Annotated in this window: 15 protein-coding genes and 1 pseudogene; 7 read left to right on the top strand and 9 right to left on the bottom strand. The window is 62.8% G+C overall.

The genetic code is table 11. The features are described 5' to 3' along the window. The first annotated feature begins 149 nt into the window (after positions 1-149). On the top strand, positions 150-572 hold the full coding sequence (locus UNPA324_RS15540; protein ID WP_128917664.1) for an MAPEG family protein: 423 nt from the start codon (positions 150-152) through the stop codon (positions 570-572). Positions 573-607: 35 nt separating this feature from the next. Next, on the top strand, positions 608-1,909 hold the full coding sequence (locus UNPA324_RS15545) for an RsmB/NOP family class I SAM-dependent RNA methyltransferase (protein WP_141935065.1): 1,302 nt from the start codon (positions 608-610) through the stop codon (positions 1,907-1,909). A gap of 209 nt (positions 1,910-2,118) precedes the next feature. On the opposite strand, the gene UNPA324_RS15550 is transcribed toward UNPA324_RS15545, so the two are convergent. From UNPA324_RS15550 to UNPA324_RS15560, 3 genes are all read right to left on the bottom strand, one after another. After that, positions 2,119-2,328 (bottom strand): cold-shock protein, encoded by a 210-nt coding sequence (locus tag UNPA324_RS15550; RefSeq protein ID WP_008141931.1) that lies wholly within the window; start codon positions 2,326-2,328, stop codon positions 2,119-2,121. 265 nt (positions 2,329-2,593) lie between these two features. After that, positions 2,594-2,926 carry a DHCW motif cupin fold protein gene (locus UNPA324_RS15555; protein WP_141935066.1) on the bottom strand — a complete coding sequence of 111 codons (333 nt, stop codon included), beginning with the start codon at positions 2,924-2,926 and terminating at the stop codon, positions 2,594-2,596. 199 nt (positions 2,927-3,125) lie between these two features. Continuing rightward, positions 3,126-3,551 (bottom strand): nuclear transport factor 2 family protein, encoded by a 426-nt coding sequence (locus UNPA324_RS15560; RefSeq protein WP_128917751.1) that lies wholly within the window; start codon positions 3,549-3,551, stop codon positions 3,126-3,128. A 181-nt stretch (positions 3,552-3,732) separates the two neighbouring features. On the opposite strand from UNPA324_RS15560, the gene guaA reads away from it, so the two are divergent. Further along, positions 3,733-5,331: a glutamine-hydrolyzing GMP synthase gene (gene guaA, locus UNPA324_RS15565; protein WP_164936009.1), complete on the top strand. Its 1,599-nt coding sequence runs from the start codon at positions 3,733-3,735 to the stop codon at positions 5,329-5,331. A 101-nt stretch (positions 5,332-5,432) separates the two neighbouring features. Here guaA and UNPA324_RS15570 read toward each other — a convergent pair whose 3' ends face one another. Further along, on the bottom strand, positions 5,433-6,476 hold the full coding sequence (locus UNPA324_RS15570; RefSeq protein WP_141935067.1) for an AraC family transcriptional regulator: 1,044 nt from the start codon (positions 6,474-6,476) through the stop codon (positions 5,433-5,435). A gap of 277 nt (positions 6,477-6,753) precedes the next feature. On the opposite strand from UNPA324_RS15570, the gene UNPA324_RS15575 reads away from it, so the two are divergent. Both UNPA324_RS15575 and UNPA324_RS15580 read left to right on the top strand, forming a co-directional pair. Next, the gene (locus tag UNPA324_RS15575) at positions 6,754-7,419 is read left to right on the top strand and encodes a glutathione S-transferase family protein (protein ID WP_141935068.1); all 666 of its coding nucleotides are present in this window, start codon (positions 6,754-6,756) and stop codon (positions 7,417-7,419) included. Between the two features lie 497 nt (positions 7,420-7,916). Next, positions 7,917-8,282 (top strand): VOC family protein, encoded by a 366-nt coding sequence (locus UNPA324_RS15580; RefSeq protein WP_141935069.1) that lies wholly within the window; start codon positions 7,917-7,919, stop codon positions 8,280-8,282. Between the two features lie 158 nt (positions 8,283-8,440). Here the strand turns inward: UNPA324_RS15580 and UNPA324_RS15585 are convergent, their stop codons facing one another. From UNPA324_RS15585 to UNPA324_RS15605, 5 genes and pseudogenes are all read right to left on the bottom strand, one after another. After that, positions 8,441-8,818 carry a Rossmann-fold NAD(P)-binding domain-containing protein gene (locus UNPA324_RS15585; RefSeq protein WP_141935070.1) on the bottom strand — a complete coding sequence of 126 codons (378 nt, stop codon included), beginning with the start codon at positions 8,816-8,818 and terminating at the stop codon, positions 8,441-8,443. 165 nt (positions 8,819-8,983) lie between these two features. Further along, positions 8,984-9,199, bottom strand: a pseudogene (locus UNPA324_RS15590) (PIN domain-containing protein); the annotation flags it as partial. Positions 9,200-9,331: 132 nt separating this feature from the next. Beyond that, entirely contained in the window at positions 9,332-10,327 is a 996-nt protein-coding gene (locus UNPA324_RS15595; RefSeq protein WP_141935071.1) for an ABC transporter substrate-binding protein, read from the bottom strand. A gap of 23 nt (positions 10,328-10,350) precedes the next feature. Beyond that, positions 10,351-11,160: an ABC transporter ATP-binding protein gene (locus UNPA324_RS15600; RefSeq protein WP_128917655.1), complete on the bottom strand. Its 810-nt coding sequence runs from the start codon at positions 11,158-11,160 to the stop codon at positions 10,351-10,353. After that, positions 11,157-11,927: an ABC transporter permease gene (locus UNPA324_RS15605; protein WP_128917654.1), complete on the bottom strand. Its 771-nt coding sequence runs from the start codon at positions 11,925-11,927 to the stop codon at positions 11,157-11,159. The genes UNPA324_RS15600 and UNPA324_RS15605 overlap by 4 nt, the downstream gene beginning before the upstream one ends. A gap of 106 nt (positions 11,928-12,033) precedes the next feature. Between UNPA324_RS15605 and UNPA324_RS15610 the strand changes: the two genes are divergently transcribed. Both UNPA324_RS15610 and UNPA324_RS15615 read left to right on the top strand, forming a co-directional pair. Beyond that, a complete protein-coding gene (locus tag UNPA324_RS15610; protein WP_141935072.1) occupies positions 12,034-13,161 on the top strand; it encodes a mandelate racemase/muconate lactonizing enzyme family protein in 1,128 nt (375 codons plus the stop codon). Beyond that, the gene (locus tag UNPA324_RS15615) at positions 13,161-14,756 is read left to right on the top strand and encodes a GMC family oxidoreductase (RefSeq protein ID WP_141935073.1); all 1,596 of its coding nucleotides are present in this window, start codon (positions 13,161-13,163) and stop codon (positions 14,754-14,756) included. Before UNPA324_RS15610 ends, UNPA324_RS15615 begins: the two co-directional genes overlap by 1 nt. Position 14,757 lies beyond the last annotated feature (1 nt).

The raw sequence follows: 14,757 nt of genomic DNA on the forward strand, positions 1-14,757 counted from the left end.
CCTTGCGCTCCCGACAGGGGCCGAAATCGCTTTAACTATCGGTGGTTGGTCGCAAGATCGGGAAGGCCGGTTCAACTCGTTGATTGTCAGGACGAGGAGTGGCGGCTAATGGACGGGTCCGGCGGTCTTCGCCGGATGGGAAAGTTCCGATGTCGGTTCAAATGGTCTTGCTGCCGGTCTTCGTCCAGATCGGGCTCACCTTCGCTCTGCTGATCGGCATGGTTTTCGCGCGCCGCAAGACGCTGGTCTCGGGCGAGACCAAGATCCGCGACATTGCGCTGGGCGAGCCGAACTGGCCGAAGGGCGCGACACAAATCGCCAATTGCTACCGCAACCAGTTCGAGCTGCCGGTGCTGTTCTACGTCCTGATCGCGCTGGCATTGCCCTTGCGCCGCGCCGATCTTTTCATCGTGCTGATGTCCTGGGTGTTCGTGGTGACGCGCTTTGCCCATGCCGGGGTGTTCGTCTCCTCGAACGATCTCGGCCGGCGCTCCACGGTCTGGCTCGCCGGCGTGCTGGTGCTGCTGGCGATGTGGATCTACTTCGCCCTGAAGCTCTTGTTGCTGATCTAGGCGCTCGCCGCCGATGCTGATCTGAAAGATCGAGAATGACCCCCGCTGCCCGGCTGTCCGCAGCCATCGAACTGATCGACACCATCGAGAAGGACCGCGTGCCCGCGGCCAAGGCGCTGAAGGAGTGGGGCACCGCGCACCGCTTCGCCGGTTCGGGCGACCGCGCCGCCATCGCCGGCCTCGTCTGGGACGTGCTGCGCCGCTACGCCTCGAGCGCGTTCCTGATGGATTCCGATACCGCGCGTGCGCGGCTGATCGGCATGCTCCGGCTCGAGCGCGACATGGACGCGGCGACGATGGGCGCCTTGTTCGACGGCAGCCGCTTCGCGCCGGCGCCGCTGACCGAGGCCGAAGAGGCCGCGCTCGCCTCGCGGTCCCTCGAGGGTGCGCCGGCCGCAATCGCCGGCGACTATCCCGAATGGCTGGATCCGCACCTTGCAAAAGTGTTCGGCGAGGACCGTGTGGCGGAAGCGGCCGCGATGGCGAGCCGGGCGCCGCTCGACCTGCGCGTCAACACGCTAAAATCCAATCGCGACAAGGTGCTGAAGGCGCTTTCTCATCTTCATGCGAAACCGACGCCTTGGTCCGCAACGGGCTTGCGCATCGAGCTTTCGGCCGATGCGCGCAACCCCGGCATCCAGGCGGAAGAGGATTTCATCAAGGGCGCCATTGAAGTGCAGGATGAGGGATCGCAGCTTGCGGCCCAATTCACCGGCGCAAAACCCGGCGAGCAGGTGATCGACCTCTGCGCGGGCGCCGGCGGCAAGACGCTGGCGCTCGCGGCTCTGATGCAGGGCAAGGGCCGGCTGATCGCGACCGACCGCGACAAGCGCCAGCTGGCGCCGATCCACGAACGGCTGTCGCGCGCCGGCGTCCACAATGCCGATGTTCGCACCCCCAAGGGCGAGGCCGATCCGCTGGCCGACATCCGCGCCTCGGCCGATCTGGTCGTGATCGACGCGCCCTGCACGGGAACTGGAACCTGGCGCCGCAACCCCGACGCGAAATGGCGCATGCGCCCCGGCGCGCTCGAGATTCGCCTGCGCGACCAGATCGAGGCGCTCGCGCGTGCGGTTCCGCTGGTGAAGCCGGGCGGCCGCATCGCCTACATCACCTGCTCGGTGCTGTCGGAAGAGAACGGTGAGCAGGTGAGGGCCTTCGTCGCGCGCCATGGCGAGTTTGCGATCGTGCCGCCCAAGCAGACCGCCAGCGTGCTCTGGGACAAGGCGGAGGCATTTGCGGAGGCCGCGCTGCGATCGGACGAAGGCTGGCTGATGACGCCGCGGCGGACCGGAACGGACGGGTTTTTCGTCTCAGTTCTGAAAAAGGTCTCGTAGGGTGGGCAAAGGCGCAAAGCGCCGTGCCCACGCCCGTTGTTGAAATGCGTGGGCACGCTTCGCTTTGCCCATCCTACGAGACCGCCCTTGACGCGACGGCCCGTTCCAGCCCCCCAAAAACAAAAGCCCCGCGAACCGGATCCCGGTCGCGGGGCCTTTTAACTCTGACGTTCTGCCGGTTCGTCCGCGGTCAGAACGTTGCGCGGGCGTTAGCCGACGCGGAGATTGTCAGCCGACGACTTGCCGCTGCGGCGGTCGGCGACGATGTCGAACGAGACCTTCTGACCCTCGTTGAGGGAGGAGAGGCCAGCGCGCTCGACGGCGCTGATGTGCACGAACACGTCCTTCTGGCCGTCGTCCGGCTGGATGAAACCATAACCCTTTTGGGTGTTGAACCACTTCACGGTGCCCATAGCCATGGGAATTTCCTTTAGTTAGTTAGAGAGAGTACGCACGTGGACCGGTACGCAGCATTGCGCCCATAGCCCTGTTCAGTCGATGTTTGGAGAAGTCATCTGAAGCGTGCGCGCCCGTCAGCAACGAGGCGAAGCGGCCCAGTCGTTCGGCCAAGTATCGATGATCACAATATAGCGAGAATTTGGGGCCAGTTCAAGGCACCACCCGTGGCCCGGGACGTGGCACGAGTTTTCTATTTTGCGGTGCAAAGTAACCGTCCAGGCGATGTCAGTCCACGATGAAGAGCGTCGCCCCGGTTGCGGTCGAGGACCGGTGCGCGGCATCGCCGAAATCCGAGACCTGGTAGCTCATCCCCGCCGTCAGCTTGAATCTGCGCCCGTCGCGCAACTCAGAGTCGAGCTCGCCCTTGACGACATAGAGCACGTGGCCGCGATCGCACCAATGGTCGGCCAAATAGCCCGGCGAATATTCCACCATCCGCACCCGGAGATCGCCGATATTCAGCGTGCGCCACTTGGCCTCGCCGGTCTCACCAGGATGCGTGGTCGCCTCGACCTTGCTCCAGTCGGTGATGGTGAAGGGGGAGGCGGGGAGCTTCATGGCGGGGGGTCCTGTCTCGAGAGCCGGCAGTGCTGTTGTTAGCGCAGCCGCGTGCCGACGTCATTGCGAGGAGCACTTGCGACGAAGCAATCCAGAGCATCTCCGCGGCGGCAGCCTGGATTGCTTCGCTGCGCTCGCAATGACGCTTGTGGAAGCAGCGCGCTCCCTATCGAACCGTCACCCTGAGGTGGCCGCTTCTTCAGCGGCCCTCGAAGGGCGCCGGCCCGGCTGCGTCCGGGCCGTGCATCCTTCGAGGCTCCTGCAAATGGTTCGCCGAGCCCTGCACAATCAGCCCCTTTTCGTTCACCCGCAGATATTCGCAGATCTTCCTAGCCCGCTCGTTGGCGTAGAACACCACCACGCTATCCGGGCTGACGAACAGATCGATCAGCGTGAAATGCAGCTCTGGCAACAACCCGAGCGCTTTGCCCCAATAGGCGCGTAAAGCGTCCTTGCCGCGCACGGTGCCGCTGGCATCGAACCCGAGCATCGGAATGCGGTCCGAAGTCATGACAGCCGCCTCGTCGTAGAGCGTGAGCACGCGTTCGAGATCGCGCGCATTCCAGGCCTCGACCCAGGCCCGGCCGAGCGCGGCGAGCGTAGATGGCTGATGATGCGAAGACATGGCAGGCGAAGACATGGCAGGCGAAGACATGGCGTTCTCCCTGATCGCCCCTGTTTGAGAGTGGGGCATAATAATAGGTCAACAATACTTACCTATATCGGTTTGTCCATGCCCAAAGAAGCATGTGGGCGCTCCAGCCTGCGCGGTTGCGGGCAGGGCCGCGCCAGCGTATTTGCTGGCCATGACAGCAGCACAGAACGACCGCTCCGCGTCGACGCCCTCCGTGGCCTCGGCGCATGACAAGATTCTCATCGTCGACTTCGGCAGCCAGGTGACGCAGCTGATCGCGCGCCGCGTGCGCGAGGACGGCGTCTATTGCGAGATCGTCCCGTTCAACAAGGCAGAAAGCGCCTTCAAGGAGATGAAGCCGAAGGCGGTGATCCTCTCCGGCGGCCCTGAATCGGTGCACGAGGCCGGCTCGCCCCGCGCCCCGCAATTGATCTTCGATTCCGGCGTGCCGGTGATGGGCATCTGCTACGGCCAGATGACCATGGCCGCGCAGCTCGGCGGCGAGGTCGAGGGTGGCCATCACCGCGAGTTCGGCCGCGCCGATGTCGAGGTCAAGGCTGAGAGCCAGCTGTTCGCGGAGGTCTGGTCGTCAGGCAGCAAGAACCAGGTCTGGATGAGCCACGGTGACCGCATCACCAAGATGCCGCCGGGCTTTTCCGTCGCTGGCACCTCGCCGAATGCGCCGTTCGCGATCATCCAGGACGAGAAGCGCAAATATTACGGCCTGATGTTCCACCCCGAAGTGGTGCACACGCCCGACGGCGCGAAACTCATCCGCAACTTCGTCCGCAAGATCGCCGGCCTTTCCGGCGACTGGACCATGCGCGCCTTCCGCGAGGAGGAGATCGCAAAGATCCGCCAGCAAGTCGGCAAGGGCAAGGTGATCTGCGGCCTTTCCGGCGGCGTCGATTCCGCGGTCGCGGCCGTGTTGATCCACGAGGCGATCGGTGACCAGCTCACCTGCGTCTTCGTCGATCACGGCCTGCTGCGCCTCGACGAAGCCAAGACGGTGGTCGACCTGTTTCGCCACCACTACAACATCCCGCTGGTGCACGTGGATGCCTCCAAGCAATTTCTCGGCGAGCTCGAAGGCGTCACCGACCCCGAAACCAAGCGCAAGACCATCGGCCGCCTCTTCATCGAGGTGTTCGAGGCCGAGGCCAAGAAGATCGGCGGCGCCGACTTCCTGGCGCAAGGCACGCTCTATCCTGATGTGATCGAGAGCGTCTCCTTCACCGGCGGCCCTTCAGTCACCATCAAGTCGCACCACAATGTCGGCGGACTCCCTGCGCGCATGAACATGAAGCTCGTCGAGCCCCTACGCGAGCTGTTCAAGGACGAGGTGCGCAAGCTCGGCCGCGAGCTCGGCCTTCCCGAAATCTTCGTCGGCCGTCACCCGTTCCCGGGTCCCGGCCTTGCCATCCGCTGCCCCGGCGACATCACCAGGGACAAGCTCGACATCCTGCGCAAAGCGGACGCCGTCTACATCGACCAGATCCGCAGGCACGGCCTCTACGACGAGATCTGGCAGGCCTTTGCGGTGCTGCTCCCGGTGAAGACGGTCGGCGTCATGGGCGACGGCCGCACGTATGATTATGTCGTGGGCCTCCGCGCCGTCACCTCGACCGACGGCATGACCGCGGACTTCTACCAGTTCGACATGAAGTTCCTGGGTGAGACCGCGACGCGCATCATCAACGAGGTGAAGGGCGTGAACCGGGTGGTGTACGATGTGACGAGCAAGCCGCCTGGGACGATTGAGTGGGAGTGAGGGGATACAAACGGCGGCGATAGCGCAGTTTCGACGACTGTTTAGTACACTTTATTCGGCATCCAGGTGGGACGCTAAAGTATGTCGTGCTCGCAAAACCGCTACGCACTTTTGTGCGACATGCGTTGGATGCTTGGCCTCGGAATTCCCGTCTGCCGCCATCGCATCGGCGTTGTGCCGGTCCATTCCTTGAAAGCACGATAGAAGGAATTCACATCTCGATATCCCAGGAGCCAGGCAATCTCCTCGACCCTGATCGCTGGGTCCGTCACCAGTTGCATGCCGAGTTCATGGCGTGCGTCGTCGAGAATAGACCGGAACGACGTTCCCTCCTCAGTGATGCGGCGCTGCAGCGTCCGCTTGCTCATGCCCAGATCGCGCCCGACATCAACCACTTCGGGACGACCGCTCGGCAAGGCGCGCTTTAGCACCGACTTGACCTGCTCGACGAAGCTGCTTCCCCCCTCCCGTTCGCGCATCGCCTCCGAAAGCGCTGGCATCAGCATCTGCAATAATTCGGGATTGTGGCTGATGAACGGGCGGTCAAGATCGACCGATGCCAGGACAAGCCGGTTTTTGGACGTCCCAAAACGGATTGGACAACCAAAGAAGGCGTCGTGGAGATCGGTGGATGGTCCAGCACGCTCGAACTCGACTGCGATTGGAGCAAGAGGCTGCCCCGTTCCCCGCCGCCCCAGCTCGATCAACATCGCGAAGCTCGCATCGACTGCAAGAGCCGGCTCCGGTTCCGTGCCCGGCGGCCACTCAATCGTGAAAACGGCGCGGCCGTTTCCCTCCTCGCAGTGCAGTTCATCGGGGCTGCAAAGCCGCTTGAACCGTACGAGCCGTGCTAGGCCATCGCGATAGTTCTCCGCATACGAAGCGGCGATGAAAGCGAGCATGTGGGTTGCAGTGCTGGTCTCGCGAACCATCTTGATGCCAAAGCCCGCATCTCCGGACAGCGCTTCGATGGCTCGCCAAATCGCGAAAAGCTGCGCTGTGGTGATGGTCGCCTCGGAATCGTGATGAAGGGTCACGGGAAGGCGCGATTGCCTCAGCACAGCCGTCGGGCGCAGGCCTTGAAGCTCGACGGCGCGCCAGAAAGCCTGGGGTAGCGCGCAACGATCCGCGCGAATGTCCTTCATCACTATCCTACTCAACGGGGGCAGCCTTCAGTTGGCGGCTACCGGAGCTCCGATCCCGCCGATCATACCCAATGAACGACAGGAACGCGGCCGCTGCCGTGGTCCGGGTCTGCCGAAACGACACTCGATCACCTTGGCGCATTTCGCAAGTAACTTGGCACTCTATGCCGATGCGACCGCGCGTTTCGATCTCTACCTTCACTCCATGAGCTTTGCGAACCGGCCGAGTATCCGGCCATCGCAAGCAGGCCGAAATCCAGTTTTCAGGAGATAGACTATGTCGCTGACATTCTACACCAATCCCAATTCCCGCGGCCGCATCGTTCAATGGATGCTCGAAGAGGTAGGGTGCGCCTACGACACCGTTCTCCTCGACTACGAGCGCTCCAGCGCGGCGGACCGATGGGGCGGCGCGGCGCTTGCGCGCCCGGACGAGGCTTCCAGCCAACGCGGCCGCTTTTTCACCGAAGTGAATCCGATGGGCAAGGTACCCGCGATCGTCCACGACGGCCGGGTAGTCACCGAGAGCGCCGCTATCGTCGCGTACCTCGCTGAGACCTTCCCGAGTGCGGGATTGGCGCCGACCTCGGACGAGCGGGCGGACTACTACCGGTGGATGTTTTTCGCGGCAGGACCGCTGGAACAGGCTGTGACCAATCATCGGGCTGGTTTCGTTCCCGCGCCCGAGCAGGAGTTCTTTTTCGGGTACGGCAGCTACGAACGTACCGTCAACGAACTCGAGCGCGCAGTGAGCTCGAAGCCCTTCATCGCTGGAAATCGGTTCACGGCAGCCGACGTCTACGTCGGATCGCATATCGGCTGGGGCCTTGGGCTCCAGACACTCCCGAAGCGCGACGCGTTCCTGGAATATCTCGGCAGAATCACACAGCGGGACGGCTTCCGAAGGGCTGCCGCAAAGAGCGAGACGGCAGCCGCTGCCTAGATGTGGCTGCGTCACGCCTCGAAATATCCCGCCGTGACCAAGTCGGCGAGGAGGCCGGGTTCTCGCGGGGGCCAACCCAGGCGCACGCGGGTGCGCCCGACCGAGGACGGAACGTCAGCTCGCCGTCATGCGAACCAACAGAAGTGCCGCCCCGCCGCCTCCGGCGGGACGGCGGCCGGATATGTTGGATGTTGGAGACCAACGCCGACGGTACTTTTGGCCCCATTGGCGGCGCGAACATCAGAGCCGGGAATGGCGGGCTGAGAGCCGATAGTTGTCGATAGATGGACCGCGGAGATCGCCGAAAATTCTTCAACGAGATAGGAGAGGATGCGCAAGCGAATTGGAGGCCAGCGATAGCAGCCGATAGAAATCGAGCGACGCGGCTCCGCAGGCCGTAGAAGGCTAGGCCAACCGTCGGCTGGCCGTGATCACCAATGTCAAGGCAACCACATTCGCATTAGCCGGTTTACTTTCCATAGTGAAAGGAACGGACCATGGCATCCATCCGATATATTGTGACAGACATTGACAGTTCGGTCGTGTTCTATCGCGATAGACTCGAGTTCAAGGTTGACATGCACAACCCTGGCAAGTTCGCAGCGCTCATTCGCGATGATCTCACGCTTTACCTTAGCGCTCCGGGGGCAGGCAGTGGGGGAACTGCTGGCGGCAAACCAGAGTCCGGCGGATGGAACCGATTCATGATCATCACGAAAGACATAGACGTCCTCGTCGGACGGTTGAACGATGCTGGTGCCAAATTCAGAGGAGAAATCAGCGAGGCGGGAGCTGGTCGCGCCAGACTTCTGGAAGATCCATCGGGCAATCTGGTTGAACTGTTTGAGTTCAAGAAGAAATGAGCGGCGCACAAATGATCGACAACGACGTTCATGCACTCCGCAAGAGCGACTTCAGCTGAGGGAGCTGCCCTCCTGGCTCGCTGACAGTCGGATGTCCGTGGTCACCCGTTTGCCATCTCCTGCAGACCGCTGTGCGCGATGGAGCTGCAAGCACATCCTCATTGCATCGCTTGTTGTCTGACGGTCGGGAAATCTGTTGTGGCGCTGAGATGCGCCCAGATCTCAAGTTCCTTTTCTTCGGCTTCGAACGTGGCACGGACGTGGTCGAGCGTCATACTTCCCAACGCTAGTCGCTGGGGTGGGTTCTCGGCCGCAACGACCTGTATGATCGCCTGCGCGGCGCGGGCGGGATCGCCAGGCTGCTTACCGTCCAGTTGCTTGAGCGTCTGTCGCACTCTTCCAACGCTGGCGTCGTATTCCTTCATAGGGCGCGCCCATTTGGCCGACCCGCTGCCGAGAAAGCGCGTGCGAAACGGCTCCGGCTCGAGGATGGTGACCTTGATCCCGAGAGGCGCGACTTCGCCGGGTCGTGCCACTTGTGGAACCTCCGCAAGCCCGTGCAGAAGTAGAACGGCCGCTGTATTCGGCCGAGAAGGCCAAATCTCCGCAACAACTCCGGCGCCCATCGGTAGAGCGCAGCGAAACCCATCGCGACTTGATGGGTATCGCTTCGCTCCATCCATCCTGCGGCTACATCAGGCTCATCCGCGTACCGGATTGAAGACCCTGATCCCCGCAAAGTCCTTTTCGTTATCCGTCACCACGGCACAGTCGTTTGTCTCGCCGACGGCGGCGATGATCATGTCGAGCGCGCTTCGCGGTTTGCCTGCTGTCTTGCCTTCGGCCATCAGTCGCGCCCAGACGAGTCCCGCCTTGTCGTCGAAGGAAAGAATGCGGCTCGCAAAAAGCGCCTGCGGCCGTCGCGTGCAGAAGGGACAGGCGTTCAACGGCGATGGCCCAGCACGTGCCGGATACGACAGGAGTGCTCAAGAAAGTCCGATCGCGCCGCAGAACTAGTGTGCGGCGCTGACATCTGAGTGTCCTGGTCTCTAGGCGATCGTCTTTAAATAGAGGCTCGAATCAAAGTATTTGCTCGCGGGCGTGAAGTCCTTGATGCCAGCGTTGGCCATGAAAAAGTCTGTCGATTGCTGCAGCCAGTTCGTGACCGTTCCGTCCGAGTACATGCGTTTCCAATCCTTGGACGTGAACATCTTCTGGGCACCGAACGACTCGTTGATGTCCGCGAGAGGCGTCTGGCTGTAGTGGCCCTTCTGCAATTTCTCCATTGCCTCGGTGCTGTTCGCGACGATGTAGTCATTCGCATCGGCCCAGCCGCGGATCAACTTCGCCAGCGTCTCCTTGTTGGGCTCGTAATAGTCGTTGGCCGCCGCCCAACCGCCGATGATCGCGGCTTTTGGATAAAAGGCGGAAGCGTCGGCGAGCTTGACCGCGCCCGGCACCTTATCGCGAACCGTGACGTTGAAGGGCACCCAGAGCGCGACGGCCGGCACTGCGCCGGAAATGAAGGCGGTTACGGCGGCAGGCATGGTCTGGTTGACGAGCTCGACCTCCTTGGGATCGACCTTGTTGGCGCGAAGCGCGGTATCGAGGAACACATGCGCTGTGGTGCCGGTCGCGGTCGCGATGCGCTTGCCTTTCAAGTCCTCGAACGACTTGATGCCTTGATCGCCGCGAACCCAGAGCTGCGCGGTCGCGACCTCGATGTCGTTGATCAGGAACACCTTGCCCTGGCCGCGGGCCGGGAAGTTCGACAGCACGGCGCCGGTGGCCAGTACGTCGAGGCTGCCGCCGATCAGCGCCTGGAATATCTCAAGGCCGGTGTTGAACTGCCGCAGCTCGAGATCGAGGCCCTGCTTTTCGAAGGAGCCGCGATCCATGCCGGTCCAGATCTGGCCGTCAACGGCGACGGTGTGAAGATAGCCGACGCGAACTTTTGTCTTGGCTTGCGCGATCGCCGGTGCCGAGGCCGTGAAGGTGCCGAGCGCAAGGCCTGCCGTCGTGGTCAGAAATTGCCGCCGATCCATATGGTCGTCCTCCGTTTTGTCTATTATTCCGAGAATGAGACCGGACGCATCTGCGCCTGCTGGGCACGATATTCGTCCATCACGAGCTGTCTGATGTGGCTTCGAAGTTCGCCGAATTCAGGCCGCTCCTGGACCGATTCATCGCGCGGATACGGGAACGGAACGTCGATGATTTCCCTGATCCGCGCCGGTCGCGCCGTCACCACCACGATGCGGGAGGCGAGGTAGATCGCTTCTTCCACGGAATGGGTGATCAGCATGACCGTCTTGCCTTCAGTCTCCAGCACCTTGAGCAGGAGGTTCTGCATGTTGGAGCGCGTCTGGGCGTCGAGCGCCCCGAACGGCTCGTCCATCAACAGGAATTGCGGCTTGACCGCGTAGGCCCGTGCGATCGCGAGCCGCTGGCGCATGCCGCCGGACAGATGTTTGGGATAGGAGTTGGCGAAGTCGGACAGGCCCATCAGGCCAAGATAGTGATCGCAGATCGCCTCGCGCTCCGCGGCCGGAACGTGATTGGCCCTAAGCGTCAGGCCGAAGGCGATGTTCTGCTTCACCGTCAACCACGGGAACACGCCATATTCCTGGAAGATGACGCCGCGCTCGGGGCCGGGCCCGGCGACGGGACGCCCGTCGAACAGGACTTTTCCCGTCGTCGGCTTCTGGAAACCGGCGAGCATGCTCATCATCGTGGTCTTGCCGCAGCCGGACGGGCCGATCACCGCAATGAAGTCGCCGTCGTTGATGTCGTAGCTGACGTCCTCGACGACGTTGAGGCGGCCTTTCGGTGTACCAAAAGACAGCGAGACCTTGTCGAACTGTGCGCGCTTGGTCATGCGATGGCCCGATCCTGCCAGACCAGCAACCGGGCCGTGATCCTGCGCAGGATCAAATCCATGATCAGCGCGATCAGGCCGATGCAGATGATGCCGACATAGATCACGTCGAGCAGGAAATAGGTCGAGGCATTCTGGATCATGGCGCCGAGCCCGCGCTGCGCCGCGATCAGCTCGGATGCGACCAGCGTCGCCCAGGCCACGCCCAACGCTACGCGCAGCGCTGTGAGGATGTGCGGGACGGTGAGGGGAATGATGACCTTGCGAAAGATCTCGGCCTGGTTGGCTCCGAGCGTCTGCGCCACGCGGATGTAGAGCGGCGTGATTTGCGACACGCCCTCATACATCACGATCACGCCGGAGAAGAACGAGGCGTAGAACAAAATAACGAGCTTTGCCAGCTCGTCGACGCCGAAATAGACGATCACCAGAGGGATCAGTGCGATCGGCGGCAGCGCGCGAAAGAAGTTGATCATGGGGTCGGCGAAGGTGCGGGCGGGGCGATACCACCCGAGCAGAAATCCGACCGGCACGGCGACGAGAATACCGAGCGCGACGCCAAGGAACACGCGCCGGGTCGACGCGAAGATGTCGATCAGCAGGCCTTCTTTGGTGAGAAGCTCGAAGAATTTCGCGGCGACCTGGTGCGGCGCTGGGATCAGCGAGGTGTTGACGAAGCCGCTCCAGCGCACGGCGTACCAGAGCAGGATTGCGCCGATCCACGGTATCAATCCGAGACCAAAGCGTCTCAGGCCAGCTCCGTTCATTCGACGCGTCCACCCAGATTGCGGTTGATGTTTTCAGAGGTCATATTATAAATAGGATGACCATACAAGTGGCGCCTTTGGTCGTAGGCGTCGCAGGCTTTCCCGCATGACATCGCCGCCTTTCACCATCCGAAGTGTCCAGGCCTTTGGCTATCGCTATCCGCTGACGATTCCGGTTATCACGTCCTTCGGGCGGATGAAGGATCGGCCCGCTGTCTTCGTTCGCGTTGAAGACACCGACGGACATATCGGCTGGGGCGAAGTGTGGTGCAATTTTCCGGCACCAGGCGCCGAACATCGTGTTCGGCTCGTCAACGAGGTGCTTGCGCCGGCTCTCGTCGGATTCAATGCGCTCGATCCGTCCGCTGTGTTCGAGCATGTGACGCAGGGAACCTCGGTGCTCGCGCTACAATCCGGAGAAGCCGGCCCGTTTGCGCAGTCGATCGCCGGCATCGATCTTGCCGTCTGGGATCTCTACGCGCGCCGGCAGAACGTCGCGCTGTGGAAGCTGCTCGGCGGGGCGAGGCGCATGATCAAGGTCTATGCCAGCGGCATCAATCCGGTCGGGTCCGAGCGGACGGCCGAAGCGGCCCTGGGCCGCGGCTACCGCGCTCTGAAGCTGAAGATCGGCTTCGATCCGGCAACTGACCGCGCCAATCTCGCCGCGCTGCGCCGTCTTGTGGGCGAAAGCCTGCTTGCTGCCGACGTCAACCAGGGCTGGGCCATTGCGCAGGCGCTCGAACTTGCGCCGCGCCTGGAGCGCTTCGATCTCGCGTGGCTCGAGGAGCCGATCCCTGCGGACCGCCCCCGGCAGGAATGGAAGCAGTTGCACGAGACAGTTCGCTTTCCGCTCGCAGCCGGCGAGAACATCGCGAGCCACGCCGGCTTTGCCGAGGTGCTGGGTGAGCCGGTTCTCAGTGTCGTCCAGCCCGATATCGCCAAATGGGGCGGGCTGTCGGCTTGCGCAGGCATTGCCCGTGACATCCTGGCGTCGGGAAAGATGTTCTGTCCGCACTATCTCGGTGCCGGCATCGGCCTTCTGGCATCCGCGCATCTTCTCGCCGGTGTCGGCGGCGACGGGCTACTCGAAGTCGATTGCAACGAGAACCCGCTGCGCGACCGCTTCTGCGGTCCGGTGCTCGATGTCCGCGACGGCATGATCGCGCTCAGCGACGAGGCCGGCCTCGGCATCACGCCCGATCTCGCCTCCATCGAACAATACCGGACGATCTGATGTCGGCACGCGGCTACGACTACATCATCGTCGGCGCGGGCTCGGCCGGCTGCGTCGTTGCGAACCGGTTGTCGGCCGATCCGTCCTGCCGCGTCCTCCTGTTGGAGGCCGGCGGATCGGATCGGAATTTCTGGCTGAAACTTCCGGTCGGTTACTACCGGACCATCTACAACGAGCGATTCTCGCGCCTGTTCAAAACCGAGCCCTCGGAAGGGAGCGGCGGTCGCGCCATCGTCTGGCCGCGGGGCCGCGTGCTCGGCGGCTCATCGTCGATCAACGGGCTGATCTTCATCCGAGGCCAGCACGAGGACTTTGACGATTGGGAACGCCTTGGCGCGGATGGCTGGAGCTATCGCGAACTCCTGCCGTATTTTCGGCGCTACGAACGCTACCGCGGCGGCGAGAGCCAGTTTCACGGCGGGCTCGGGGAGTTCGAGGTGTCCGATCTCCGCAACGACAATCCGGCCTCGAAGGCCTGGGTCGAGGCGGGTGTGCAGTTCGGCCTGCCGCGCAATCCCGACTTCAACGGCGCCACGACGCTGGGCGTCGGCACCTACCAACTCGGCATCGGGCGGCACTGGCGGACCAGTTCCGCCTCTGCGTTTCTGCGCCCCGTCGCCGGCCGTCCCAACCTCACCATCATCACCCACGCGCAGGTCAGCAGGGTCGTTTTCAACGGTCGCGCCGCGAGCGGCGTCGAGTGGATCAGCAAGGGGCAGGTCCACAGCGCGACGGCTGATCGTGAGATCATCCTGTCCGGTGGCGCGCTGCAGTCGCCGCAGATCCTCCAGTTGTCCGGCGTCGGTCCGGCCGACCTGCTGCGCAAGCTCGGCATTCCCGTCGTTGCAGATTCTCCTGATGTCGGCGCCAATCTCCAGGACCATTATCAAGCCCGGCTGATCGTTCGCCTGAAGCAGCGAATGTCGCTCAACGATCAGGTCCGCAATCCCGTCGAACTCGCGAAGATGGGCTTGCAGTGGATGCTGGCGGGCAGCGGCCCGTTAACGGTAGGCGCAGGGCAAGTAGGTGGCGCCGCCTGCACCGAATACGCCGTCGGCGGCCGGCCCGACGTGCAGTTCAACGTGATGCCGCTCTCGGTCGACAAGCCTGGCGAGCCCCTGCACAGCTATTCCGGATTCACCGCCTCGGTCTGGCAGTGCCATGGAAAGTCACGTGGACGGCTTGCGATCAGCTCGACCGATCCGTTCGAGCAGCCGCTGATCGTCCCGAACTATCTCGCCGAGGAGATCGACCGCAAGACCATCGTTGCGGGTCTGAAGATTCTGCGCGAGATCTATCAGCAGAAGGCGTTTCGTCCGCTCTGGGATATCGAGATGGTGCCGGGTGAGGCAGCGAGGGATGATGCCGGGCTGTGGGATTTTGCGCGCAACACCGGCGGCACGGTGTTTCACTGTGTCGGGACCTGTCGGATGGGCCGGGACGAGCAGGCCGTGCTCGATCCGCAGCTGCGCGTGCGCGGCGTCGAGCGGCTGCGCGTGATCGATGCCTCGGTGATGCCGCAGATCACCTCGGCCAACACAAATGCGACCAGTCTGATGATCGGCGAACGTGGTGCCGCGCTGGTCATGGCATGAT

Source organism: Bradyrhizobium sp. UNPA324, from assembly GCF_006658635.1.
GTDB lineage: Bacteria > Pseudomonadota > Alphaproteobacteria > Rhizobiales > Xanthobacteraceae > Bradyrhizobium > Bradyrhizobium nanningense.